The following is a 24,124-nucleotide window of genomic DNA, read 5'->3' on the forward strand; positions in this document are numbered from 1 at the left end:
CCCGTCAGTTCCTCCCCGATTTTCGCGGTGTGTCGCGGAGCAACTGACGGGTCGCCGGCTGGTCGCGGGCCTGGACGTTCAAACTGCTGCGGCCGTAACCCGCTCGTGCTCGGCCAGCCACCACGGTGCACTCCGGTCGATCAGCTCAAGAGCGGCCTCGTGGTCGGCGTCGGTGCTCGGTGGCCGGCCGGACAGCCTGCCCCAGCCGAGGTCGACGCAGCGTTCGATCTCGTCGACCCGGTCAGGGTAGAAGGCGGCGAGGACTGCGGTCATGGTGAACGGATCGCTGGTCCAGCCGGGCCAACGGGCGAGTACGGCGGCGAAGGCGAGCCGGGCGATCCGACGGCCGACCCGCTGCCGCAGCCTCTCCGGACGATCTGCCCCCTGCAGCAGACCGGTCCGAAGCCGGACGAAGGCCTGCTCGGAGCCGCGTTCGATGTCGTGGGCCAGTTGCCGGGTCGGATACTGGTCGGGCAGATCGGCGGCGAGATCGGGTCCCCACAGCGGCGTGCACAGACACGAGATGTGGAACGCCATGTCGTAGCGCTGGTCGGCCGACAGCAGGAACGGCAGGTCGTCGACGGTGATGCCGACCTCCGACACCGCGGGTGTGGCCAGTTCCGCACCCAGTCGGGCCGCCCGTTCGCGATCGTCGTCGGTGACATGGTCGGCCAGCACGATGCTGACATCGAGGTCGGAACGGCCCGGCACGGCGGTGCCGCGGGGCACGCTGCCGTAGAGGTAGATGCTGTGCAGCCGGTCCGGTGTCCAAGCCTGCCGGATCGCCTGCTCGGTGGCCGCGACCAGGTCGCCGAACTCGGGACCGATCCGTTCCAGGGAGCCCTCGCGGCGGATCCGGCCGGCGGCGTCCAGACCGTTGTCGAGCCGCGGGATGACGTCGACCGCGGAGTCCGGGTGATGTCGGTCCGGGACGGTCACCGGGTCCGGCTTGCTGCGAGCTCGCCGACCCGGTCCAGCACTCCCGGCATCGCCGCCTCGACCGCGGCGAGCGTGTCCTCGAAACCTTCGGCGCCGCCGTACCAGGGATCCGGTACGCCGGCGCCGGGCTCGGCGTCGGGGTCGAAGTCGGTCAGCAACCGGACCCGGGAGACGTCGCCGATCCGCCGCATCCGGTCGATGTGCAACGACTCCATCGCGATCACCAGGTCGGCGTCGTCGAGCTCGCGGCGACTGATCTGGTGCGCGACGTGGTCGGTGGAACGGTAGCCGTGCCGGCGCAGCACGTCGGCCGCCCGCGGATCCATCGGCTCGCCCAACTCCTCGGTGCTGGTGGCCGCGCTGGTGAACCGGACGCCGGTCAAGCCCCCCTCCTCGGCCACCCGCTCGGCTACCCGCTCGGCGATCGGCGACCGGCAGATGTTGCCCCAGCAGACGAACACCACGGACAGGTCGGAGGGCACGGCAGCGGTCGAACTCACCGGCGACGGTCCTCGTTCTTGTCCGGCACGAACGCGTTCAGCACCCAACTCACCACCGCCACGATCAGACCACCGAGCACCGCTGTCCAGAATCCGTCCACGTGCCAGCCGATATTGAACAGGCCGGACAGCCAGGAGGTCAATAGCAGCATCAGGGCGTTGATCACGACCAGGAAGATGCCCAGGGTGATGATCAGGATCGGCAGCGAGACCAGCTTGAAGATCGGCTTCACGATCGCGTTCACGATGCCGAAGATCAACGCCACGAGCAGCATCACCAGCACCTTCTTGCCGGTGTCCGTCGCGGTCAGCGTGATGCCACTCAACAGCCAGGTCGCCAACGCCAGGGCAGCGGCATTGGCCAGCAATCGCAGAAGCCATCTCATACCTCGATCGTGCCACGTGGAGCGCGCACCGACCAGTCGATTCGGTGAGGTGCAGGGGAACATACGGGGCAACCCCTGCCCGTGATCGGAGCAGGCGTAGGTTGTTCACTCGTCAACGACGAGTGGTCGTGACGGGCGACAGGAGTTGATCATGGACTACGTACGTTTGGGAAACACCGGTCTGCAGGTCTCGCCGATCTGTGTCGGCTGCATGTCCTGGGGAGACCCCAGCAAGGGCCGGCCCTGGACCCTGACCGAGGACGAGGCGCGACCGCTGATCAAGCAGGCGATCGAGGCCGGGATCAACTTCTTCGACACCGCCAACGTGTACGCCGCCGGAACCAGTGAGGAGATCACCGGCCGAGCACTGCGTGACTTCGGCCAACGGGACAACATCGTATTGGCCACCAAGGTGCACGGCAGGATGAGTGACGGGCCGAACGGGCAGGGACTGTCCCGCAAGGCGATCATGCAGGAGATCGACAACTCGCTGCGCCGGCTCGGCACCGACTACGTCGACCTCTACCAGATCCACCGCTGGGATCCGATCACGCCGATCGAGGAGACCATGCAGGCTCTGCACGACGTGGTGCAGGCCGGCAAGGCCCGCTACATCGGCGCCTCCTCGATGTATGCCTGGCAGTTCTCCAAGGCCCAGTACACCGCGATGATCAACGGTTGGACGCCGTTCGTCAGCATGCAGGACCACTACAACCTGCTGGCCCGTGAGGAGGAACGGGAGATGCTGCCGCTGTGTGACGATCTCGGTGTCGGCGTCATCCCGTGGAGTCCGCTGGCCCGTGGCCGGCTGACCCGACCCTGGGACGCCACCACCAAGCGGTTGGAGACCGACCAGTACGGCCGCAACCTCTACTCCGAGGGGGACAAGGAGATCGTCGCCGCGGTGCTCGAGATCGCCGAGGCGCGTGGGGTGCCCGCCGCCCAGGTCGCCCTGGCCTGGGTCAACGCCAACCCGGTCGTCACCGCGCCGATCGTGGGAATGAGCAAGTCCCAGCACCTCGACGACGCCCTCGCCTCGCTGTCGATCACCCTGACCGACGACGAGATCGCCCGCCTCGAAGCCCCGTACGCTCCACGACTCGCTGCGGAACTACCCCGCTGAGTTTGCTCGCCCTTGTTTGGCGCGGTCCTGGGTGCGTGGGCCGTTCGGTGTGGTTGAGGGGACTCCCGCCCTCGAAGCCTCACCTGGTCTCGCAAGCTCGACCAGCTGAGTTTCAAACGCCCGACCCACCCAGAGCCCCCTCAACCACACCGAACGGCAGGTCGGTCTGGCCGCTCACCCTTGGGTGCGCGGCCAGATCGCAACGGGGCTGTGTCGGTCGTTGCGCTTGTCGATGGGGGACGCACGCGGTCTGCCCCGAGGTCCCTGAGCTTGTCGATGGGCGCGTGTCTCTGCCCTGAGGTCCTGAGCCTGTCGAAGGGCTGCTTGTCTGGCCTATGGTCCTTCGACAGGCTCAGGACTCTTGCTAGTTGACGTTGGCTCGTTCGGCGCCGATGGTGGTGGATGGGCCGTGGCCGGTCAGGACTTCGGTGTCGTCGGGGAGGGTGAGCAGCCGGGTGCGGATCGACTCGACGATCTGATCATGGTCGGAGAAGCTGCGGCCGGTGGCGCCGGGACCGCCCTCGAAGAGGGTGTCGCCGGTGAACAGCACGCCGTTGTCGTAGCCGGGGAATTCCTCGGCGTAGAAGCAGACCGCGCCGGGGGTGTGGCCGGGGGTGTGGATCACCCGCAGGTCGATGCCGGCGATCGGGATCAGTTGGCCGTCACGCAATGCACCGTCAGGATCCTTACGGTGGGTCAACCGCCACACCGGGAGATCGTCGCCGTGCAGCAGCACCCGGGCGCCGGTGGCCCGGCCGAGATCGGGAGCGAATCGCACATGATCATCATGACCGTGGGTGCACAGGATCGCGATCACCCGGCGGTCGTCGATCACCTTCAAGATCTCGGCGACATCGTGCGGGGCATCGATCACCACACACTCGGCGTCGTCGCCGATCACCCAGATGTTGTTCTCCACATCGAAGGTCTGGCCGTCCAGGGAGAAGGTGCCGCTGACGACGGCATGGTCGATCCCCGCGTCACCGTGCGGGCCGAAGTCAGGCTCCTCGTCCTCCTCGAAGTCCTGGTACTCCGGATCGAGATCACTCATCAGCCCTCCATCACGACCACCGACCGGAGCACCTGGCCGGCAGCCATCGTCTCGAATGCCTGATCGACACCGTCGATGCCGATCTCCTCACTGACGAAGCTGTCCAGCGGCAACCTGCCCTGCAGGTACAGATCGATCAACATCGGGAAATCCCGCTCGGGCAGACAGTCGCCGTACCAACTGGACTTCAGTGATCCGCCCCGACCGAAGACGTCGAGCAGCGGCAACTCCAGCTGCATCTCCGGCGTCGGTACGCCGACCAGCACAACGGTGCCGGCAAGATCACGAGCGTAGAACGCCTGCTTCCAGGTCTCCGGGCGGCCGACGGCGTCGATCACCACGTCGGCGCCGAAACCGCCGGTCAGTCCCTGCACCGCCTCGACCGGATCGGCATTGCGGGAATTGATCACATCGGTCGCGCCGAGTTGTTTGGCGCCCTCGAGCTTGCGGTCGTCGACATCGATCGCGATGATCTTGCTCGCGCCGGCCAGCCGCGCACCGGCGATCGCCGCCGAACCGACACCGCCACAGCCGATCACCGCGACGGAGTCGCCGCGGGACACGCCGCCGGTGTTGATCGCCGCGCCGAGCCCGGCCATGATGCCGCAACCGAGCAGACCGGCGGCAGCGGGACGAGCGTCCGGATCGACCTTGGTGCATTGCCCGGCGGCGACCAACGTCTTGTCGGCGAACGCGCCGATGCCCAGCGCCGGGGACAGCTCGGTGCCGTCCTCGAGCGTCATCTTCTGATCGGCGTTGAAGGTCGCGAAGCAATACCACGGCCGGCCGCGCTTGCAGGCCCGGCAGCTGCCGCAGACGGCGCGCCAGTTCAAGATCACGTAGTCGCCGGGCTCGAGGTCGGTGACGCCGTCGCCGACCGACTCGACGATCCCGGCCGCCTCGTGTCCCAGCAGGTAGGGGTAGTCGTCGCCGATGCCGCCCTCCCGATAGTGCAGGTCGGTGTGGCAGACGCCGCAGGCCTTGATCGCGACGACCGCCTCACCGGGTCCGGGATCGGGGATGTTGATCGTCACCAGCTCGGTCGGTGCGCCCTTCGCTCGGGCGATCACGCCACGGACCTGTTGCGGCATACCTTCTCCTTCGAACTGTGCTGACTCGAGGGGGCCAACTCGAGAGGACCGGTGCCGACGTCACGTCGTACCGACGTCCATGCGAGCATCGTAGAAGGAACCTTCGAGGACAGAAACCTCCACCCGCTACGAGCACGTTCCTGAGGAGAATAGTCACCGATGACGTCGAGCACGCCGCGGCCCTCTACGGCGCAACCCCATGTCCTGTTGTTGCACTGCCACGACCTCGGCCGGCACCTCGGCTGCTACGGAGCTCGTACGGTGTCCGCGCCGCGGCTCGATGCACTCGCCGCGGAGTCGGTCGTCGCCGAGCAGATGTTCTGCAGTGCGCCCCAGTGCAGCCCGTCCAGGGCCAGCATGTTCACCGGGCGCTGGCCGCACAGCAACGGTGTCCTCGGGCTGACCCATGACGGCTTCGGCTGGGATCTGAACGCCGACGAACGGCACCTCGCCGACCGGCTCGGCGCTGCCGGCTACCGCTCGGAACTGATCGGGATGCATCACGAGAGCGCGCGGATCTCCGACCAGCAGGTCGCCGAACGGCTCGGCTTCGACCGGGTGCAGACCGGCGGCAGTGACCGGGAGGTGGTCGAGCGGGCCAAGCAGGCGATGGACCGTCTCGCCTCCTCGACAGGTTCCGACCCTTCGACAGGGCCCTTCTATCTGCAAGTGGGTTTCAGCGCACCGCACCGGGCCCCGGGTGCCCGCGACGCGCCGGGGGTGATGGGATTCCTCGGCAACCACATCGAGCCGGACGACAGTCTCGGCGTCGAGGTGCCGCGCTACCTGGCCGACACCGACTCGGCGCGGGAGGAGATCGCCGAGCTGCAGGGCGCGATCGCCCACATGGACGACTGCGTCGGCCAGGTGCTGGACGAGCTCGATCGGCGCGGCCTGACCGACAACACGATCACCATCTTCGTCACCGACCACGGCCTGGCGTTGCCGCGCTCCAAGTGCTCCTTGTACGACCCCGGGATGGAGATCGCGTTCCTGATCCGGTGGCCGGACCGCGGCTGGACCGGTGGCCGGCTGGACGAGGTGTTGCTCAACCTGGACATCGTGCCGACCCTGCTGGATGCCCTCGGGCTCGCCGAACAACCCGAACAATCGGCCGGCCCGCCGCTGCAGGGCCGCAGCTTCCGGCCGTTGCTGGACGGCGACCGGGACGCGCTCGACGAGCGCAGCGAGATCTTCGGCGAGATCACCTACCACGACTACTACGACCCGCGGCGCAGCATCCGGACCGATCGGCACAAGCTGATCGTCAACTTCAGTTCCGCCCCGACCTTCATGGACCCGAGCCAGGGCTGGGTACGGCGCTGCGTCCCGGTCGCAGCGCCCGGCGAACCGGACGGCCGCGGCAATCTCGGCTCCCATCCCGCCGTCGAGCTCTACGATCTGGCCGCCGACCCGCTGGAGCTGACCGATCTGGCCGCCGACCCCGAACACGCCACGGTGCGCGACGACCTGCTCGGCCGGCTGACGCGCTGGATGACCGACACCGGCGACCCGCTGCTGGACGGCGCAGTCACGTCACCGCTGCACCGCCGCTCGCTGGAGATGTTGAGGCAGCCAGAAGCTTTGCCGCGGTAACTGTTAGCAACGCGAAGCAATCCGGACGACCCGATGAGATTCTGGGTTAATCGATCACCTCTTCGGGCCCAGAACCGGATAGAGTGGCCTTCCGGCCGCGAAGAACACAATTCGCGCCAGGCTCGTGGGTTACCGGTTGACCTCAACCATTGTTGAGCTTGCACACTGAAGCGATGCTCAGCCGCCCCTGCCGTCCGGTCCGTACCTCGTCCGGCGATCCCGCCCCACAGCCGGGGCCCGATCCGCCGCCTCGATCTGTGGGCACGTACAGGGGCTGAGTCGTCGGTCGGTCCCATCAGCATCCAGGAGCACTCCCGCCCGTGCTCGACGCCCAACGATCCACCCGAGGTATGCCCCATGTCTGCCGATTTATCGGCACCGACGTCATCGACGTCACAGCAGAAGGACGACCAGACACCGACTCGAACACAGCAGGGCCCGGCCGGATCCGGGCCCGTCACCACCGCACTTGACCGGCCGGCGGCGATCCTGCCGCCGCCACCGGTCCGTTACGACAAGAACGGCGAACCCAAGCGCCACTCCTACACCTCACTGTGGCGACTGCGCAGCTACATGCTGCCGTACCTGCCGCGGTTCATCGCGATGTTCGTCTTCGGCGGATTGAGCGTCGGCGCCACCATCGTCGTACCGCTGGTCACCCGGCAGGTGATCGACGGGCCGATCGCTCACGCCGACCGGCCCGGCCTGTGGGCCCTCGGCTTCTTCGCGATGGGACTGGGGATCGTCGAGGCGATCCTGGTCTTCGGCCGCCGGTGGACCGTCGCCAAGGCGACCCTGGGCGTGGAGTACGACATCCGCGTCGACCTGTACGCCAAACTGCAACGGCTGCCGATGGCGGTGCACGACCGCTGGCAGTCCGGCCAGTTGCTGTCCCGGATGATGAGCGACCTGTCGACGATCCGTCGGTTCCTCGGTTTCGGTCTGCTGTTCCTGATCATCAACTCTGCGCAGATCCTGGTCGTCACCGGGATCCTGATCCACCTCTACTGGCCGCTCGGTGTCGTCGTGCTGATCTCGATCGTGCCGACGGTGCTGCTCTGCCGCCGGGTCGCCCGCGAGTTCGTCCGGCTGTCCCGCAAGATCCAGGACGAGACCGGTGACGTCGCCTCCACCATCGAGGAGGGCGCCCATGGGCTGCGGGTGATCAAGTCCTTCGGTCGCGCGGAGTACATGTTCTCCAAGTTCGACGCGCGCAGCGTGCAGTTGTACAAAACCTCATTGCAGAAGATCAAGCTGCAGTCGAGCTTCTGGACCTTCCTGGAGGTGATCCCGAACGCGACGCTGGTGATCGTGCTGGCACTCGGCGCGGTCGCCGCCGGTCAGGACAAGGTGACGCTCGGGACCCTGGTCGCGTTCGCCACCCTGATGACCTCGCTGACCGGGCCGATCTCGATGCTCGGGATGCAGATCTCCCAGGCCCAGGAGGCGATGACCGCCTCGGACCGACTGGCCGACATCTTCGACACCGAGAACACCATCACCGACGGTCCGGTCGAGCTCGGCGACCAGGTCCGCGGCCACCTCAAGCTGGAGAACGTCGGCTTCACCTTCGCCGACGCCGACCAGCCGGTGCTGCACGACCTCAACCTGGACCTGGCACCCGGCGAGACGGTGGCGTTGGTCGGTGCGACCGGCGCCGGAAAATCGATCCTGACCGGGCTCGTCCCACGGCTCTACGACGTCACGGCCGGCCGGATCACCGTCGACGACGTCGACATCCGCGAACTCAGGCTGCCGGAACTGCGGCGCGTGGTCGCCATCGCCTTCGAGGACCCGACGCTGTTCTCGATGTCGGCCCGGGAAAATCTGACGCTCGGCCGGCCCGATGCCAGCCAGGAGGACATCGACGAAGCGATCGACGTCGCCCAGGCACACTTCGTCTACGACCTGCCCTGGGGGCTGGACACCCGGATCGGCGAGCAGGGGATGAGCCTGTCCGGCGGTCAGCGGCAACGCCTTGCGCTGGCCCGCGCTGTGCTGTCCAAGCCGTCGGTGCTGGTCCTGGACGACACCCTGTCCGCGCTCGACATCCACACCGAGGCGCTGGTCGAGGCCGCACTGAAGCGGGTGTTGAAGGGAGTCACCGGCATCGTCGTCGCCCACCGGGCCTCGACAGTGCTCCTGGCCGATCGGGTGGCGATGCTGTCCGGCGGGACGATCACCCACGTCGGTTCCCACGCCGAGCTGTTGGAGACCGTTCCGGAGTATCGCGAGCTGCTCAGCGCGGACTTCAACCCGACCGAGGAGTTCGACGTGCTCGAAGAGGAGGCCCGCCGATGACCACCCAGGTGCAGACCACCCGCGACGAGCAGGACGACAGCCGCGGCCGGAAGAAAACCGACGTCGAGGTCGCCGAGGACAGCATTCAGCAGTGGCGCGGTGTCGGTGCCGAGGACTCCGCCGAGCTCAGCGCCAAGGGCAGCGTCTTCCTCAAGCACCGCAGCCGGCGGCTGCTCGGCGACCTGCTGGCGCCGTACAAGCTGACCGTGGTGTTCATGATCGTCCTGGTGGTGATCGAGAACGCGGCCCGGTTGGCGATCCCGTACCTGGTCAGTCTCGGGATCGACAAGGGCGTGCCGCCGATCATGAACGACGGGCCGCCCACGGTGCTGGTCCAGGTGGTGATCGCGATGCTGGTGACGATCGTCTTCCAGGCGGTCACCCGGATCGGCTTCCAGCGGCTCTCCGGCCGGGTCGGTCAGGACGTGCTGCTGGAGGTACGCCGCCGGGTCTTCAAGCACTTCCAGAAGCTCGACGTGAAGTTCCATGATCGCTACACCTCGGGTCGGGTGGTCTCCCGACTGACCAGCGATGTGGAAGCCATCCAGGAGATGTTGAACGGTGGCTTCGACAGTCTGATCAGGGCAGTCCTGACCCTGGTCGGCGTCGGCATCATGTTGATCACGATGGACGCCAAGCTCGGCATCGTCTGTCTGCTCAGCTTCCCGCTGCTGATGCTGTTGGTCCGGTGGTTCTCGGTGAACTCGTCCAAGACCTACCGCAAGGTGCGGGAGTTCTCGGCGATGGTGATCGTGCAGTTCGTGGAGACGATGACCGGCATCCGGGCCGTCCAGGCCTACCGCCGCGAACCGCGGAACGCCGAGATCTTCGAGGACATGGCCCGCGGCTTCCGGGACATCAACACCAAGGCGTTCCGGCTGGTTGCGCTCTTCATGCCCGGCGTCAAACTGATCGGCAACGTCACCATCGGCATCGTCGTGCTCTACGGCGGATTCCGTGCCCTGGAAGGCGATCTGACGGTCGGTGTGCTGACCGCGTTCCTGCTCTACCTGCGGATGTTCTTCGACCCGATGCAGGACATCAGTCAGTTCTACAACCTCTTCCAATCCGCCTCGGCGGCGTTGGAGAAGCTGTCCGGTGTGCTGGAACAGGACCCCGAAGTCGAGGAGCCGACCGAGCCCACCCCGATCGATCGGGCCAAGGGCACCGTCGAGTTCGAGCACGTCGACTTCGGCTATGTCGACGACCGGCCGGTCCTTCCTGATCTTGATCTGACGATCCCGGCGGGACAGACCGTCGCGCTGGTCGGCACCACCGGTGCGGGCAAGACCACGATCGCGAAGATGATCTCGCGGTTCTACGATCCGACCGGTGGCCGGATCACGCTGGACGGGACCGATCTGCGTGAGCTCAGCGATGTCGACCTTCGTCGCAACGTGGTGATGGTGACCCAGGAGAACTTCATGTTCGACGGCACGGTCGCCGACAACATCGCCTTCGGCAAGCCGGAGGCCAGTCGGGACGAGATCGTCGCGGCGGCGTCGGCGGTCGGTGCGCACGAGTTCATCACGGCACTGCCGCACGGCTACGACACCGACGTGGAGAAGCGGGGCGGCCGGCTGTCCGCCGGTCAGCGACAGTTGGTCGCCTTCGCCCGCGCCTTCCTTGCCGACCCGGCGGTGTTGATCTTGGACGAGGCCACCTCGAGCTTGGACATCCCGAGCGAACGGCTGGTCCAGCAGGCCTTGCAGACCATCCTGGCCAGCCGGACCGCGGTGATCATCGCGCACCGGCTGAGTACCGTCGAGATCGCCGACCGGGTGTTGGTGCTCGAACACGGTCGGATCCTCGAGGACGGCAGCCCGGCCGAACTGATGCACGCCGAGGGTGGCCGCTACGCGGCTCTCTACGACGCCTGGGAGGAATCCCTGGCCTGATCCGGGTCCGATAACACCGAAGGGGTGAGATTCAGCCGCATACTCGCGGCTGAATCTCACCCCTTAGCCCGTACGGAGCCGGTGGGGCAGTGGGCACAGCGGGTGGGGGTGCCGGTCCAACCGCCACGGATCAGCATCTCGGCGACCTGAAGTGCGACAGCACAACCCTGCTGAGTGACGTCGTGCCAGCCGTAACGGAGCGTCGCCTCGCCGTCGAGCAGGGCCGCGTTGTCCCGAATGAAGTCCCGGAACCGAGCAGTTCCGGCATGCCCGAGCTCCCCGTCCAGCTCAACCAACAGCCGGTACTTCCGGTACCGGACGTCTCGGCGGCGGCGGACACCTCGTTGATCGACCCGGACCTGCCGCTCTCCGACCGGGAGCCCGTGTGCCCGTTCCACGTCGTTGAGGTAGCACACCTCCAGAGGTGACTCGGCCCCGGCGTCGGTGTCGGCGAGCAATGCCATGAGTTCGTGTCGTCCGACCAGTCGAGCCCGAGCGTTGACCGCGCGTCGCAGCCGCGCCGGCGTGGTGAGATTGCGTTGTACTGCGGTGGTCACCCAATGCACGGGTGTCTGCCGCCGGCCATCGCGGAACCGGTCGGAGGCAAGGTCCAACACCGTGTCGTCGATCGTGGTCCGGGGCAGCGAGCCGATGCTTCCGGGTTGCCGGACTCCGGACCGTTCCCGCACGAACTGCCAGGGTGGGCAGCTCGCCCGACCTCGGTCGTGGGGCAACAGCACAGTGATCTTCGCCGGCGGATCGTCGACAAGCTTGCCGAGATAGGCCGCCGCATAACCGCCCAGCCGGGCGCCGGCGCCGGCGTGCAGCACTCCTGCCCAGGCGTTGGCGTTCCAGCTGGCCGCCTGATCATGGGTCAGCAGCACCCCAGGCAGCGGTCGTTGCCAGCGGCCCTGTGTGACCAGTCGCTGCAGGACGTGGCGGCTGACTCCAAGTCCCAGCGCCTGCTCCCGGGTCAGAACACCGTCCTGCAGTTCGGCGAGGCGACGGACCTCGACACTCGGCTGATAGCGCGCGTACATCGCTCAAACCTGCCGTCGAACCAGTCCCCATGCCGTGACACCTGTGGATAACTGCGGCCGCCTGACAAGGGGTGAGATTCAGCCGCATACTCGCGGCTGATTCTCACCCCTTAGCCTGAATCCACAGCGGACCGCCAGAACAGGGCTGCGAGGACGGCGAGCGTGACCATGATCAGCATCTCCAGGAGGGCGCCGGTGGTGCCGTGCGGTGGGAGCAGGGCGTCGGCGGCGTTGAAGGTGGCATGCGCGGCCACGGCGGCCCAGACACCACCGCGGAGCCGTTCGGTCGCCAGCAGGATCAGGTAGCTGAGGGCGATGACGGTGATGAAGAAGGCCAGGCCGCCGACTGTGAACAGGCCGATCTCGTGCTGACCGGTGCCGGGGAGGAAGAACAGCGGGATGTGCCAGCACGCCCAGCCGAATCCCAGCACGAGGGTGGTGGTGATCGTGCCGAAGCGTTGTCGCAGTCGGGGTTGGACGTAGCCGCGCCAGCCGAATTCCTCGGCCAGCGGTCCGGCGATCAGGGTGTAGCCGATGACACCGAGCGGGCCGCCGACGCCGGCAGTCACCGCCGCGGCATTGGCGGGGATCGCGGCTGGATGGCCCGCGTTCAGGATCAGTGCCGTGAGGACGGGGGCGGCGAGGCCGAGCAGCAGGCCGCCGAGTACGCCGTACCAGGTGGGGCGGCCGCTGCCGCGGATCCGCTCCGCAGGCAGACCGAGCCAGAGCAGTCCGGCGGCCAGTGACGGGCCGGCGGCGGCGATCGCGAAGACGATCTGTCCCGGACCACTGCCGATGTCGATGCCGGCGACGCCGAGGACGATCCACGGCAGCCAACTGAGCGCCAGCGTGAGGGCGCCGAACTGACCGAACCGACGGACCGGTGCCCGGGTCGTCAGCGGCGCGGTAGAGGTGCACGTCGTCATGATCACGACGCTAGTGAGCGATCGGCGTCTCCGCGCTGGGATCAACCCGCTGATCGGCGGTGGGGTTGTCCCCCGATCGTCGCTGCGCGATCACGATTCCGGTGATCACCAGCAGCATCCCGACGACCTGCACCAGCGACGGCAACTGCCCGAGCAGCAGCGCACCGAACAGTGCCGCGAAGATCACTTCCGCCAGCGCTACGAACGACGCCGGGCCGGAGCTCAGTCGTCGTACGGCCAGGATGCCCGCCAGGTAGGCGAAAACGGTCGGGATCAAGATCACCGCGGCGGCAGCCAGCGGCCAGGCCAGGTGAGCGGCACCGAGCCGGACCGAACCCGTCGCGGTGGTCATCGGGAGGATGCCGAGCAGGCCGATGACGCCGACCATCAGTGCGCCGATGATCATGCCCGCGCCGGCGGTGAGCACGGGTGGCGCTGCCTCGGCATGATCGTCGGAGAGCAGGAAGTAGGCACACAGGCAGAACGCCGAACCCAATCCCCACGCCAGTCCGGGCAGGGTGCCGGATCCGAAGGTGCTGTGTCCAAGATCCAGGACCAGGACCAGTCCGACGACGGCCAGGGCGGCGGAGATCAACAGTGCACGGCTCGGCGGTCGCCGATCCCGGATCCAGAACCAGCCGAGCAGCCAGATCGGGGCGGTGAACTCCAACAGTGAGGCGGTCCCGACGGGCAGGTAGCGGATGGCGTTGAAGTAGCAGAGTTGCGCGCCGCCGGTGGCCGTCACGCCGTAGCCGATCAGTCGCAGCACCGCTCGCCCGGTCGGGTGCCAACGGCGGAGGGCGAGCACCGCCGGCAATAGCAGGACCAGGCCCGCTCCGCCGAGTCGGAGCAGCGTCACCGCTGCGGAGGACCAGCCGAGATCGAGCAGCGGGTGCGCCAGCGACCCGGCCGTTCCGTAGGCCGTCGCCGAGATCACCGCGAGCACGATGCCGTCTCTGCGGAGGTGCGCAGCCGGGTGCAGGTCGAGCGACACAGACACACCTCCGTACGGGCGCCCTCGATGACCGCCGGGATCACCGACGATGAACATGTCAGGGGTAAAGGGATAGATTGGACGTGACACTACCGGGACGAGCTGACAGGAGTCAATGTGCTTTTTGCCCATGACACCACCACGGCACTGGCCTGGCTGGCGGCCCTGGTGAACACCGAGCTCGAGGGCGAGGAGCAGCTGAACACGCCGGCGGACCTGGATGACCTCCTGACCACCTGGTCGATGTCGGGTCGGCGGCTGGGCACTCGTGCCGAGCTGGCGGAGGTCCGGGCCGTCCGGTCACGCATCGCCACCGCCTGGGACGCGACCGAGCCGGCCGAACTGGCGGCGATCGCCAATGAGCTCTTCGCCGATCATGCCGGCCGTCCCTGCCTGACCCGGCACGATCAGCAGGACTGGCACCTGCATCTCACCGATTCCGAGGCGCCGGTGGCCAGCCGGATCGGTTCCGAGGCCGCCCTGGCACTGACCGACCTGATCCGGGCGGACGGGCTCGATCGACTGCAGCGCTGCATCGCCGATGACTGTACGGCGGTGTTCGTCGACCTGACCAAGAACAGGTCGCGGCGGTTCTGTGAGACGGGCAACTGCGCCAATCGGGCCCACGTCGCCGCCTATCGGCGCCGCCGCCGAGCCGCCCACGAGTCCTGAGGCCGTGCCGGCCGAGGCTGTCGGATTATTCCAAGACCGCTGCCGGATCCCCCGGTTGACTGGCTGCATGACTCAGACTCACGACGAACAACAGACCGCAGGGGCCGCCGCGGCATCGGTCGCGATGTTCACCATCGACTGCGCCGACCCGGCTCCGTTGCTCGACTTCTACTCCCGCTTCCTCGGGCTGACCATCGCCTACCAGGACGAGAACGTCGGCATGCTCACCGGTCCGAACGGGCCCGCCATCGGCTTCGGCAAGGTCGACAACTTCACCGCGCCGTCCTGGCCGGACGACAACAGCGACAAGCAGTTCCACCTCGATCTGAAGGTCGACGACGTCGACGTCGCAGCCAAGAAGGCGGTAGAACTCGGCGCCACCCTCCCCGATCATCAGCCCGGAGAGACCTGGCGGGTGCTCCTCGACCCGGCGGGGCATCCGTTCTGCCTCACGGTCTGGAAGATGTAGGAGTCTGCTGGCTGGCTGGCTGGCTGGCGCGGACTCGGTGGGTGGCTGCCGTTCGGTGCGGCCGAGAGGGCTCCCGCCCTCGAAGCCTCACCCCTGCTCGCAAGCTCGCAGGGCTGAGTTTCAAACGCCCCGACCCACCCTGAGCCCTCTCGGCCGCACCGAACGGCAGGCCTGCTGGGCCGCCCACCTTCGGTGTCGCTGAAACTGCCCGCCTAGCCGCCCCGTCTTCGGTGCCGGCCAAGCGGCCCGCCTTCGGCGTCAGTTCCAGGGAGGCGGTCTCGAAGTGCTGCCCGTCCCGCCGGGCCGAGGGGTTGTTGAAGGGCCTGGGCCGTCTCGGGTCAGGTGCGGTGGGGGTCGAAGGCGGCGACCCGGCCGATGACGACGGTGGCGGGGGCGCCGAGACCTTCTCGGGTGGCGGCGTCGGCGATGGCGGAGAGGTCGGCGCGCAGGACGCGCATCGAGGCCATGGTGCCGTCGGCGATCACGGCGGCGGGCGTGGTCGGCTCCAGGCCGTTGATGATCAAGGTCTCGGCGATCGCCGCCAGGTTGGCCATGCCCATCATGATCACCAGCGTGGTGCCGGAGCGGGCGAGGGCCGGCCAGTCGATGGTCGAGCGGGGATCTCCCGGGGGTACGTGGCCGGTCACCGCGCTGAATCCCTGGGACAGGGTGCGATGAGTGATCGGGATCCCGGCGGCGGCGGGGGCGGCGGTCGCCGATGTGACGCCAGGGATGACCGTTACCGGGATGCCGGCGGCGGCGCAGGCCTGCCACTCCTCCCCGCCCCGACCGAACACGAAGCCGTCGCCGCCCTTGAATCGGACGACCTTGTTCCCGGCGCGGGCACGGTCGATCAAGAGGTCCTCGATCGACCGCTGCTCGGCTCCCGGACCGCGAGGGATCTTGCCGACATCGATGATCTCGACGCCGTCGCGGGCCTGCTCGAGAGCCGCGAGCGGAGCCAGCCGGTCGGCCGCGATCACATCGGCCTCCTTGATCGCCTGCAGTCCGGCGACCGTCAGCAGGCCAGGGTCACCCGGGCCGCCGCCGACCAGGAAGACCTCGCCGGTCGATCCGGGCGTTGAGGTCGACGCGGAGGTGGCACCTGTGCTGCTGCCCTCCGGCTCGCAGCGCAGCACACCATGATCATCGGCCCACCGAGACGCGAGGACGGCGTCCGGTGTGCCCGGCTCGACGACTACCACCAGAGCGGTGCCGTCCAGGTCGCTGCGATCCAGTCCGGCAGTGATCAGTCGCAGTCGGCGACGTTCGGCCAGGTCGACGACGGCGCTGCTCACCTGCGCTGCGGCGACCAGGAGGTCGGCGCCGGCCTCGAGCAGTGCGGTGATGATGCCGAGGGAACCACTGCCTCGGATCCCTGCACTGGTGGTCCCGACCACGGCGACTCGCCGACCACCGACCTCGAATCCGCGCCATGCGCCCATCTGCTGCTCCACCACGTCGACATGCCCGGACCGGTCGCCGGGCCCTGCACATTGTTCCGTACCACGTCGCCGATCCCGGCCACTGTCCGCTCAGTCGGACCCAGTGATCCGACGGTTGCTCCTCCGCGGGCACCGTGCCCTCGTCCTGCGGCTTATGATTTCGAACTATTTCGTTGTCTGATCGAAATGTCTGGCGGGGCTCCAGGTGAGTCGAAATGCGGGCTTCTGAGGGCCCCGGAGACGTCCCGGACGAAGGCGGAGGGGCAGCGTCAATCGATTCACCTACAGACCAGAAGCAGACTGACACTCCTAGTCAGAGGGAATATGAGCAGTCGGCGGTGATGTCGCGACCGATCAGCGAGGCCGGTGGGTGTCGACAACCTGAGTCGGACTGCTGGACGCCGAACCCCACCCGTTGACAACTCAACGAAGGAGGCTCATTCTTGTCCTTGGCGATCAGATTCGGTTCTCGCAGCAACCGACGTTCGCAAAGTTTCGTTCAGAGTCGAGCAGCGACCCGCCCTCGTGCAGCGGGTTCGGAAGGAAGATCATGACAACTCCGATCACGGGTCGTTCAGTCTCCCGTCGGGGATTCCTCGGCGCGGCAGCAGGAGTCGGCCTGGCCGGCGCCGGCGTGCTGACCGGGTGCAACCGCGCGGCCAGCAGCTCCGGCGGATCCGGTGGCGGCGCCAAGCCGATCAAGTTCTGGAACATGCCCTGGGGCAATACCGAGTTCAACGTCCTGGACAAGAAGATCACCACCGATTACAAGCCCGCAGGCGGACTCGGTGCGGCCACCTACCAGATCATCCAGTGGGCCAACTTCACCCAGACGTTCTCGTCCGCGGTCGCCTCCAACACCGGTCCCGCGGTCAGCTCCGGTGGCGGCACCCAGGCGTTCCAGTTCGAAGCGCAGGGCAAGATCGCCTACGCCGACGACCTGCTGGAGTCCTGGAAGAAGAACGGTCTCTACGACGACTTCCTGCCCGGGCTGATCGACACCATGAAGGTGGAGAAGGGGTATGCGGCCGTCCCGTACAACCTCGACATGCGCGTGCTCTGGTACAACACCGCGCTGCTGAAGAAGGCCGACGCCGAGCCGCCGAAGGACTGGCAGGGTTTCCTGGACACCTGCGCAGCGCTGAAGAAGATCAACGTGTACGGCTACGGCACTGCAGCTGGCGCCGGCGCCTTCACCGGGAGCCACATCCTGGTCAGCTGGATGATCAACAACGGCGGTGGCCTGTTCGACGCCGGACACCAGCCGGAGATGGTCACCCCGGCCAACATCGAGGCGATCGAGTTCGTCCTGGAGTGTGTCAAGAAGGGTTACGTCGATCCGGCCAGCCCGACCTACACCAGCGACAACGCACAGTCCCAGTGGAAGGCCAAGAAGTACGGCATGGGCTTCGATACCGCGGGACTGGCCAACAACGTCGGCGGCACCGTCGCCAAGGACCTGACGGTCGGCAGCCCGCTGACCAGCCCGGCCGGGAAGAAGGGCGCGCTCTACTTCCCGAACAACATCATGATGTACACCAACACCCCGAGCCAGAAGGGTTCGGAGGCGTTCCTCACCTACTACTACAAGAACATGGCCCCGCTGTGGACCAAGAACACCGGCATCGGGTTGCCGCCGTTGACCTCGATCACCAAGACCGACGGATTCCGCAAGGACGCCAATGCGGTCAAGGCGATCGAGGAGTGGCAGCCGATCTCCAAGACCTGGGCCGCTCCCGGCTCGGATGCGCTGTTCCTCGGCGTCACCACCGTTGACGGCACACCGGCGATGGACACCTTCGCCCAGTCCGTGCTCGGCGGCAAGACCACCGCGAAGGCTGCCCTGACCAAGCTGCAGGACGCCACCGCGAAGGCGATCAAGGCACAGGGCTGATGTCGGGACAGGCTCTCCCCGGTGGGTTGCAGAAGGCCCGCCGGGGCGTCGGTGTCCGCGGTAGCGGTCGTCCGCTGCCGACCACACCCCGGCGCAAGAATCATCGCGGCGCGTTGACCCTGCTGCTGTTCGCGCTGCCATCGTTGATCCTGTTGTTGTTGATCAATCTCTACCCGCTGCTGTACGCCGGCATGCAGTCGGTCCGCGCCGGCAACCTGATCAACCTGGGCAAGTTCGTCGGGCTGACCAACTACGTCGACGTGTTGAGCACACCGGAGTTCTGGAACTCGGCACTGTTCACGTTGATCTTCACCGTGACCGGTGTCTTCGGCAGTTGGGCCGTCGGTCTGGCGCTGGCGATGCTGTTGCGGACCAGGATTCCGGCCGGTGGTCTGTTCAAGGTGCTGCTATTGCTGCCTTGGGTTGTCCCGGTGGTGGTGTCGGCGACGTCCTGGAACTGGCTGGTCGCGACCCCGCAGAGCCCGTTGCCACGGCTGGCTGAGGCGATCGGCTTCGGCAACGTGTTGTTCCTGGCCGATCCGACGCTGGCCAAGATCACCGTCTGCATCTTCAAGGTCTGGATCAGCTTCCCGTTCATGATGATGATGATGAGCTCGGCGCTGGCCTCGGTCGATGTCAACGTGTACGAGGCCGCCAAGGTCGACGGTGCGACCGGCTGGCAGTCGTTCCGTTCGATCACGATGCCGTTGATCGCCCGATCCACCTACATCAGCTGGATCCTGATGACGATCTTCTGCGTGAACGACTTCCCGACGATCTTCCTGCTCACCGGTGGCGGTCCGGTCAACGCGACCACATCCCTTGTGGTGATGGCATATCGCACCGTCTTCCAGAATTTCCAGACCGGACCCGGTGTGGCCATCGCGTTCCTGATGACGTTGGTTCTGGTGATCGTCTCGGTCGTGCTCTACCGCCAGATCCGGAAGGTGAACATCGAATGACCGACACGATGCTGCAAGCTCCGCCGGCCGCACAGCCGATGGTCCCACCGACCCGGACCCGCTCCATGGACGAACGCGGCAAGTGGTGGCGGTTCGTGCTGATCCTGGTGATCACCGCGATCGTGATCATCCCGATCGTCGCGGTCGGCTACCTCTCGCTGCGGCCGGGTCTGGGCAGTTCGGCGACCGGCCCGACCTTGGAGAACTTCGCCACCGTCTTCAGTCAGACCCACATCGACTACTGGCTGGAGAACAGCCTGGGTGTCACGATCGTGACGGTGGTCGTCGCCGTCGGTGTCGCCGCGCCGGCCGGCTACGTGCTGTCCCGGGTCCGCAACAGGCTCGTCTCGGGCTACTCGCTGGTGTTGTTCATCGTCCAGTCGCTGCCGGTGGTGACAGCAGTGATCCCGCTGTTCATCCTGTTCTCCAAGCTCAATCTGGTCGACAACCTCGGTGGCGTCACGATCGTCTATGTCGGTTCGACGCTCTCGGTTGCGACCTGGATGTTGGCCGCCTACTACGACTCGATCCCGATCTCCTTGGAGGAGGCGGCCTGGATGGACGGCTGCTCGCTGTTCGGCGGTTTCCTCCGGGTGGTGCTGCGGAACGCGTTGCCGGGCATCCTGTCGACGGCGATCTTCTGCTTCCTGCTGGCCTGGAACGACTACCTGATCGCGGTGGTCTTCCTGCGTTCGGAGTTGAACTACACGCTGCCGGTCGGCCTGGAGACCTTCTTCCAGCAGAACGCCACCAACTGGGGCCTGGTGATGGCCGTCGCGGTGATCATGATGTTGCCGCCGGTGATCTTGTTCGCTGCACTGAACAAGTACTTCAGCGTCGGCGGCATCGGGGGTGCTCTTGCCGGTCGATGAGCGCTCCACGCTATCCCGGATCGCGGCCGACGCCGAGGTGTCCACCTCGACGGTCTCGAAGGTGCTCAACGGTCGCACCGGAGTCTCCGACGCGACCCGGGCCCGGGTGGAAGCGCTGCTGCACCGGCACGGATACCAGCGCCGCGGCCTGCGGGACACCGCGCCGCTGATCGAGCTGGTGTTCGTCCGCTACACCACCGCCTGGGCACCGGAGATCCAGCTCGGTGTGCAGCAGCTGGCACGGGCCCGAGGCCTCGGCGTCGTCGTCACCGAGGGCGGCAATCGGTCGTCGCCCGGGCCGGAGTGGCTGGACGGTGTCGTCCAGCGCAATCCGCTCGGCGTGATCCTGGTGTCGTCGGGGATCAGTTCACCGCAGGAACGGCAGCTGCATGCCCGCGGGATTCCCTACGTCCTGGTGGATCCCGCCGGCGATCCGGCACCTGGGGTGCCGGCGGTGGGGTCGGCCAACTGGAACGGCGGGATGCTGGCGACCCGGCATCTGCTGGCCCTCGGCCACCGCCGGATCGCAGTGATCGGTGGCCCGTCCCGACTGATGTGCTCGCGCGCCCGGTTGGCCGGCTATCGATCGGCGTTGGACGAGGCCGGGATCGCCGTCGACGAGCAGCTGATCGTGGAGGGGGATTTCGAACGGGACAGCGGTCTGCAGCTGGCCACCCGGTTGCTCGACCGGCTCGATCGACCGACCGCGATCTTCGCCTGCAACGACCTGATGGCGCTCGGCGTGTACGAGGCCGCCCGGCTGGCCGGATTGTCCATCCCCGATGATCTCTCCGTCGTCGGCTACGACGATCTGAACGTTGCCGGCTGGCTCGGCCCACCGCTGACCACCGTCCGGCAGCCGCTGAAGGAGATGGGGCAGCAGGCAACCCAGATCATCCTCGATGTCGATCTTGCCGAGCGGACCCCTCGGGTCGATCTGGCCACCGACCTGATCGTCCGCAGCAGCACCGCAGAACCGGCGACCGCGGTTGACCGGACTCAGCCGGCCGCCCCGCGGTCGGACTCCTCGATCGTCACCGAGATCGGATCACCGGCCCCGAGCCCGAGCTCGGCCAGCTGATCCTTGCGCAGGCCGAGCCAGCTGACACCGCCGTAGCTGGCCAGGGTGGTGGTGAATTCCAGCTTGCCCTCGGCGACCACCCGTACCGTCGCCCGGGCCCGGCCGAAGACGTCCTTGGCCAGGAACGGCAGCCGCAATGCGTGCCCACCACCGCCGGCGCTCTCCACGATTCCGTCGACCGTCTGCATCGGTCGATCATCTCACCTCAACGCACCGGTGCACCCGGCCCGAGCGGGATGCCCAGCGCCCACCACACCAGGAACAACACTGTCCAGGTCACGGTCATGCTGATCGCCAACGGGATCGTGTACGAAGCCAGCGTCCCGACCCCTGCGGACTTCCGGTAACGCTGCAGGAAGCCCAACGCCATCACGAAGTACGGGCTCATCGGCGTGATCGCCGTGGAGCCGGAGTCGGCGATCCGGAACAACGCCTGGGTGGTCTCGGCCGGGACGTGCAGCAGCAACATCATCGGCACCAGGATCGGGGCGGTCAGCGACCACATCGCCGATCCGCTGGTGACGAGCAGGTTGATGATCGTCAGGGCCAGCAGAATGCCGAGGAACAACACCACCGGCGGTGCGCCGAGGTCGCCGAGGGCGCGGGCTGAGGCAGCGGACACCAGATCCCCGACGCCGGTCCAGTCGAAGTACGCCAGGAACTGGGCGATCGCGAAGAACAGCACCAGCACCGGCGCCATCTGCCGAATGCCCTCGGCCATCATCTTCGGCACATCGCCGGGCTTACGCAGGGACCCGGTCATCCCGCCGTAGATGATTCCGGTCAGCGCGAACAGGGCGGCGACGATCATCGCGATGCCGTCCAGGAACGGTGAGTCGGTCAGACTGCCGTGCTCGCCACGCAACGGCGAGGACTGCGGGATCAGGATGATCACCAGCACTGCGATCGCGGCCAGCAGGGACAGTCCCGCGATCCGGAGCGCCCGCCGTTCCTTGCGGTCGATCTGCAGATCCTTGATGTCACCGAGATCGGCGTCGGCGTCCGGTTCGAGGTCGGAGCGACGGCTCAGCACCAGCTTGGTGACCACGGTGATCACCGTCGCCAGCACGATCGACGAGGCGATGTTGAAGAACCAGTTCGACAGCGGCGACACGTAAGCCTCGGGATCGATCGTCTTCGCTGCGGCGGTCGTGATGCCGGCGAAGATCGCGTCGTTCGGGGTCGGGATCGGGCTGGCGTCATAGCCGGAGGCGATCGCGGTGTAGGCGACGACGATGCCGAGGATCGGTGATCGACCGACGGCCCGAAAGGCGAGCCCGCCGAGCGGCACCAGGATCACGTACGCCGCGGCCGACGCGACGTGCGCCATCGTGCCGGCGAAGGCCACCGCAAAAACGATCATGGAGGTCGGTACCCGGGAGATGCTGACCCGCATCACCGCCTGCAGGAAGCCGGTCCGCTCGGCCAGCGCGACACCCATGATCACTACCACGATGGTCGCCATCGGAGGGAACTCGGCGAAGTTGTCGATCGCCGTCGAGACCGCCATCTGCAGGCCAGCGCCGGAGAACAGGTTGTGGATCTCGACCACCTTGCCGTCGGCGGGCGAGGTCACCGAGACATCGGTCCAGGACAGGATCGCGCTCGCGAGGCCCAGCGCGATGGCCAGGATCCAGAACAGCCAGAACGGATGCGGCAGGGCGTTGCCGACCCGTTCGATAGCGCCCATCGCCCGGAGCAGCCGGGGCAGTCGCTCGGTGTCCTGCGGTTCGGTGGTCGGCAATCGCGCGCTGGTGTTGGTCATGATCACTCCCGAGTCATCGGCGGTTCGGCAACGGGTGATCGGCGAAGAACTGCCAGCTCACCTCGGTGGCGGAAAAGGTCTGGGTCACGTAGCCGGGGCCGGAGGAGGAGTCCGAGCCGGGCCAGGTGTGGCCGCCGTCGGTCACGGCCAGATGCAGCACGTCGGCGCTGGTGTCGATCGGATGGTGCTGCGAACCGACGGGCTTGTCGGGCACCGAACAGCCGCGGTAACTGAAGGAGCTGACGTCGTCGCCGATCGTCTGCCGACGAGGCGAAAGTCGGCAGCCGTCCCGGACCGCCCAGTCGTGCACCCAGGTGCGGATCGCGGGTTCGTCCTTGGTGCCGTCACCGTCGTAGGGCACCACGGTGTCGCCCGTCCCGTGCACTTCCAGGACCGCGATCGGTCGGCTCGGACGGCACGGCTCGCCGGTGATGTAGAACGCTCCGGCGACCGGGGCGACGGCCGCGATCCGATCGGCCATCCGGCAGGCCAGGATCGCGGTGAAGCCGGCACCGTTGGACTTGCCGGCGGCAAAGACCCGATCCAGGTCGATGCAATAGTCCGACTCCACCTGGTCCATCAGGTCGGCGGTGAACGCGACGTCGTCGACGCCCTGTCGGGCATACGGGGCGCCCTGCCAGGCCTGTTTGTCCTCCTCGCCGATCACACCGTTGGGGTAGACCAGGATCGCCGGCTGTCGGTCGAAGCCGGTGAACTGCTCGGTCTGGGCCCCGGTCTTGCCGCGACCGTGGAAGACCATGATCAACGGATAGCTGCGGTCGGGCGAGTAGTCGTCGGGCACGTGCAGCTGGTAGCTGCGGTCGAGTCCGCCGCTCCGCAGCGGCTGCAGGGAACTTGATCCCGGTTGTTGTCCGGGTTCTCGGCCGCAGCCGGTGCTGGAATGCCGCGTTACCGGGCTCTCATGATCGGTCGGGGTTGCGGCCACCGGCGGCATCGCGGAGACGGCGGTGATCACGACGGCGGTGCCGATCAGGCCGAGCAATCGGCGGACGGGTCGGGTCAGGCTGGGAGTGTGCGACATCGGACATGCTCCTGGGTGATGGGCGCAGCGCGGCCGGCGCCGGTGGCGCGGAAGCGCGCGGCGTCCATCGTGGTGGG

At 67.2% G+C, this 24,124-nt stretch carries 22 protein-coding genes; 10 read left to right on the forward strand and 12 right to left on the reverse strand.

The window, feature by feature from the left end:
- Positions 1 to 78: 78 nt before the first annotated feature.
- Genes BLU38_RS15310 through BLU38_RS15320 form a run of 3 tightly spaced genes read right to left on the reverse strand, consistent with a single transcriptional unit; the run spans position 79 to position 1,825 of the window.
- Complete coding sequence (locus tag BLU38_RS15310; RefSeq protein ID WP_157683485.1) at positions 79 to 939, reverse strand: nucleotidyltransferase domain-containing protein; 861 nt, start codon at positions 937 to 939, stop codon at positions 79 to 81.
- Positions 936 to 1,439, reverse strand: coding sequence for a low molecular weight protein-tyrosine-phosphatase (locus BLU38_RS15315; RefSeq protein ID WP_456238084.1), 504 nt, complete (start codon positions 1,437 to 1,439; stop codon positions 936 to 938). The genes BLU38_RS15310 and BLU38_RS15315 overlap by 4 nt, the downstream gene beginning before the upstream one ends.
- Complete coding sequence (locus BLU38_RS15320; RefSeq protein WP_091526141.1) at positions 1,436 to 1,825, reverse strand: phage holin family protein; 390 nt, start codon at positions 1,823 to 1,825, stop codon at positions 1,436 to 1,438. Before BLU38_RS15320 ends, BLU38_RS15315 begins: the two co-directional genes overlap by 4 nt.
- A gap of 151 nt (positions 1,826 to 1,976) precedes the next feature.
- Here BLU38_RS15320 and BLU38_RS15325 point away from each other — a divergent pair, with 151 nt between their 5' ends.
- Positions 1,977 to 2,948: an aldo/keto reductase gene (locus BLU38_RS15325; protein WP_091526143.1), complete on the forward strand. Its 972-nt coding sequence runs from the start codon at positions 1,977 to 1,979 to the stop codon at positions 2,946 to 2,948.
- A gap of 364 nt (positions 2,949 to 3,312) precedes the next feature.
- On the opposite strand, the gene BLU38_RS15330 is transcribed toward BLU38_RS15325, so the two are convergent.
- Entirely contained in the window at positions 3,313 to 3,999 is a 687-nt protein-coding gene (locus tag BLU38_RS15330; RefSeq protein WP_091526144.1) for an MBL fold metallo-hydrolase, read from the reverse strand.
- Positions 3,999 to 5,090, reverse strand: a complete 1,092-nt coding sequence (locus BLU38_RS15335) for an S-(hydroxymethyl)mycothiol dehydrogenase (protein WP_091526146.1) — start codon at positions 5,088 to 5,090, stop codon at positions 3,999 to 4,001. The genes BLU38_RS15330 and BLU38_RS15335 overlap by 1 nt, the downstream gene beginning before the upstream one ends.
- A gap of 159 nt (positions 5,091 to 5,249) precedes the next feature.
- Here BLU38_RS15335 and BLU38_RS15340 point away from each other — a divergent pair, with 159 nt between their 5' ends.
- The 3 genes from BLU38_RS15340 to BLU38_RS15350 all read left to right on the forward strand — a co-directional run bounded on the left by BLU38_RS15340 (position 5,250) and on the right by BLU38_RS15350 (position 10,885).
- Complete coding sequence (locus BLU38_RS15340; RefSeq protein WP_091526148.1) at positions 5,250 to 6,686, forward strand: sulfatase family protein; 1,437 nt, start codon at positions 5,250 to 5,252, stop codon at positions 6,684 to 6,686.
- A gap of 357 nt (positions 6,687 to 7,043) precedes the next feature.
- Complete coding sequence (locus tag BLU38_RS15345) at positions 7,044 to 8,987, forward strand: ABC transporter ATP-binding protein (RefSeq protein ID WP_091526150.1); 1,944 nt, start codon at positions 7,044 to 7,046, stop codon at positions 8,985 to 8,987.
- Entirely contained in the window at positions 8,984 to 10,885 is a 1,902-nt protein-coding gene (locus tag BLU38_RS15350; RefSeq protein ID WP_091526152.1) for an ABC transporter ATP-binding protein, read from the forward strand. Before BLU38_RS15345 ends, BLU38_RS15350 begins: the two co-directional genes overlap by 4 nt.
- A 56-nt stretch (positions 10,886 to 10,941) precedes the next feature.
- On the opposite strand, the gene BLU38_RS15355 is transcribed toward BLU38_RS15350, so the two are convergent.
- From BLU38_RS15355 to BLU38_RS15365, 3 genes are all read right to left on the reverse strand, one after another.
- Positions 10,942 to 11,925, reverse strand: coding sequence for a type IV toxin-antitoxin system AbiEi family antitoxin domain-containing protein (locus BLU38_RS15355; RefSeq protein WP_091526154.1), 984 nt, complete (start codon positions 11,923 to 11,925; stop codon positions 10,942 to 10,944).
- Between the two features lie 110 nt (positions 11,926 to 12,035).
- Positions 12,036 to 12,851: a CPBP family intramembrane glutamic endopeptidase gene (locus BLU38_RS15360; RefSeq protein ID WP_157683486.1), complete on the reverse strand. Its 816-nt coding sequence runs from the start codon at positions 12,849 to 12,851 to the stop codon at positions 12,036 to 12,038.
- A 10-nt stretch (positions 12,852 to 12,861) separates the two neighbouring features.
- On the reverse strand, positions 12,862 to 13,845 hold the full coding sequence (locus BLU38_RS15365) for an EamA family transporter (protein ID WP_172836154.1): 984 nt from the start codon (positions 13,843 to 13,845) through the stop codon (positions 12,862 to 12,864).
- 117 nt (positions 13,846 to 13,962) lie between these two features.
- On the opposite strand from BLU38_RS15365, the gene BLU38_RS15370 reads away from it, so the two are divergent.
- Both BLU38_RS15370 and BLU38_RS15375 read left to right on the forward strand, forming a co-directional pair.
- Complete coding sequence (locus BLU38_RS15370; RefSeq protein WP_091526161.1) at positions 13,963 to 14,517, forward strand: CGNR zinc finger domain-containing protein; 555 nt, start codon at positions 13,963 to 13,965, stop codon at positions 14,515 to 14,517.
- Between the two features lie 67 nt (positions 14,518 to 14,584).
- A complete protein-coding gene (locus tag BLU38_RS15375) occupies positions 14,585 to 14,986 on the forward strand; it encodes a VOC family protein (RefSeq protein WP_091526163.1) in 402 nt (133 codons plus the stop codon).
- A gap of 338 nt (positions 14,987 to 15,324) precedes the next feature.
- Here the strand turns inward: BLU38_RS15375 and cobA are convergent, their stop codons facing one another.
- Positions 15,325 to 16,041: a uroporphyrinogen-III C-methyltransferase gene (cobA, locus tag BLU38_RS32375; protein WP_407939706.1), complete on the reverse strand. Its 717-nt coding sequence runs from the start codon at positions 16,039 to 16,041 to the stop codon at positions 15,325 to 15,327.
- 940 nt (positions 16,042 to 16,981) lie between these two features.
- On the opposite strand from cobA, the gene BLU38_RS15385 reads away from it, so the two are divergent.
- From BLU38_RS15385 to BLU38_RS15400, 4 genes are read left to right on the forward strand one after another with little or no spacing between them, the layout of a single operon-like run.
- Entirely contained in the window at positions 16,982 to 18,325 is a 1,344-nt protein-coding gene (locus BLU38_RS15385; protein WP_091526165.1) for an ABC transporter substrate-binding protein, read from the forward strand.
- Positions 18,325 to 19,287 (forward strand): carbohydrate ABC transporter permease, encoded by a 963-nt coding sequence (locus BLU38_RS15390; RefSeq protein WP_091526167.1) that lies wholly within the window; start codon positions 18,325 to 18,327, stop codon positions 19,285 to 19,287. The genes BLU38_RS15385 and BLU38_RS15390 overlap by 1 nt, the downstream gene beginning before the upstream one ends.
- Positions 19,284 to 20,159: a carbohydrate ABC transporter permease gene (locus BLU38_RS15395; protein WP_091526169.1), complete on the forward strand. Its 876-nt coding sequence runs from the start codon at positions 19,284 to 19,286 to the stop codon at positions 20,157 to 20,159. Before BLU38_RS15390 ends, BLU38_RS15395 begins: the two co-directional genes overlap by 4 nt.
- Positions 20,146 to 21,240 carry a LacI family DNA-binding transcriptional regulator gene (locus tag BLU38_RS15400; protein ID WP_197680135.1) on the forward strand — a complete coding sequence of 365 codons (1,095 nt, stop codon included), beginning with the start codon at positions 20,146 to 20,148 and terminating at the stop codon, positions 21,238 to 21,240. The genes BLU38_RS15395 and BLU38_RS15400 overlap by 14 nt, the downstream gene beginning before the upstream one ends.
- Here BLU38_RS15400 and BLU38_RS15405 read toward each other — a convergent pair.
- The 3 genes from BLU38_RS15405 to BLU38_RS15415 are packed head-to-tail and all read right to left on the reverse strand — an operon-like array spanning position 21,159 to position 24,047.
- Positions 21,159 to 21,428, reverse strand: coding sequence for a DUF1905 domain-containing protein (locus BLU38_RS15405; RefSeq protein WP_091526172.1), 270 nt, complete (start codon positions 21,426 to 21,428; stop codon positions 21,159 to 21,161). The genes BLU38_RS15400 and BLU38_RS15405 overlap by 82 nt on opposite strands.
- A gap of 17 nt (positions 21,429 to 21,445) precedes the next feature.
- Entirely contained in the window at positions 21,446 to 23,005 is a 1,560-nt protein-coding gene (locus BLU38_RS15410) for an AbgT family transporter (protein WP_091532526.1), read from the reverse strand.
- A 13-nt stretch (positions 23,006 to 23,018) separates the two neighbouring features.
- A complete protein-coding gene (locus tag BLU38_RS15415; protein WP_231920363.1) occupies positions 23,019 to 24,047 on the reverse strand; it encodes an alpha/beta hydrolase family esterase in 1,029 nt (342 codons plus the stop codon).
- Positions 24,048 to 24,124 lie beyond the last annotated feature (77 nt).

Source organism: Microlunatus soli, assembly GCF_900105385.1.
GTDB lineage: Bacteria > Actinomycetota > Actinomycetes > Propionibacteriales > Propionibacteriaceae > Microlunatus > Microlunatus soli.

Excerpts from the sequence above, each read along its gene's own strand:
- BLU38_RS15320 (WP_091526141.1), bottom strand. The coding sequence starts at position 1,825 with ATGAGATGGCTTCTGCGATTGCTGGCCAATGCCGCTGCCCTGGCGTTG.
- BLU38_RS15325 (WP_091526143.1), top strand. The coding sequence starts at position 1,977 with ATGGACTACGTACGTTTGGGAAACACCGGTCTGCAGGTCTCGCCGATC.
- BLU38_RS15330 (WP_091526144.1), bottom strand. The coding sequence starts at position 3,999 with ATGAGTGATCTCGATCCGGAGTACCAGGACTTCGAGGAGGACGAGGAG.
- BLU38_RS15335 (WP_091526146.1), bottom strand. The coding sequence starts at position 5,090 with ATGCCGCAACAGGTCCGTGGCGTGATCGCCCGAGCGAAGGGCGCACCG.
- BLU38_RS15340 (WP_091526148.1), top strand. The coding sequence starts at position 5,250 with ATGACGTCGAGCACGCCGCGGCCCTCTACGGCGCAACCCCATGTCCTG.
- BLU38_RS15345 (WP_091526150.1), top strand. The coding sequence starts at position 7,044 with ATGTCTGCCGATTTATCGGCACCGACGTCATCGACGTCACAGCAGAAG.
- BLU38_RS15350 (WP_091526152.1), top strand. The coding sequence starts at position 8,984 with ATGACCACCCAGGTGCAGACCACCCGCGACGAGCAGGACGACAGCCGC.
- BLU38_RS15355 (WP_091526154.1), bottom strand. The coding sequence starts at position 11,925 with ATGTACGCGCGCTATCAGCCGAGTGTCGAGGTCCGTCGCCTCGCCGAA.
- BLU38_RS15360 (WP_157683486.1), bottom strand. The coding sequence starts at position 12,851 with ATGACGACGTGCACCTCTACCGCGCCGCTGACGACCCGGGCACCGGTC.
- BLU38_RS15375 (WP_091526163.1), top strand. The coding sequence starts at position 14,585 with ATGACTCAGACTCACGACGAACAACAGACCGCAGGGGCCGCCGCGGCA.
- BLU38_RS15385 (WP_091526165.1), top strand. The coding sequence starts at position 16,982 with ATGACAACTCCGATCACGGGTCGTTCAGTCTCCCGTCGGGGATTCCTC.
- BLU38_RS15390 (WP_091526167.1), top strand. The coding sequence starts at position 18,325 with ATGTCGGGACAGGCTCTCCCCGGTGGGTTGCAGAAGGCCCGCCGGGGC.
- BLU38_RS15395 (WP_091526169.1), top strand. The coding sequence starts at position 19,284 with ATGACCGACACGATGCTGCAAGCTCCGCCGGCCGCACAGCCGATGGTC.
- BLU38_RS15405 (WP_091526172.1), bottom strand. The coding sequence starts at position 21,428 with ATGCAGACGGTCGACGGAATCGTGGAGAGCGCCGGCGGTGGTGGGCAC.
- BLU38_RS15410 (WP_091532526.1), bottom strand. The coding sequence starts at position 23,005 with ATGACCAACACCAGCGCGCGATTGCCGACCACCGAACCGCAGGACACC.
- BLU38_RS15415 (WP_231920363.1), bottom strand. The coding sequence starts at position 24,047 with ATGTCGCACACTCCCAGCCTGACCCGACCCGTCCGCCGATTGCTCGGC.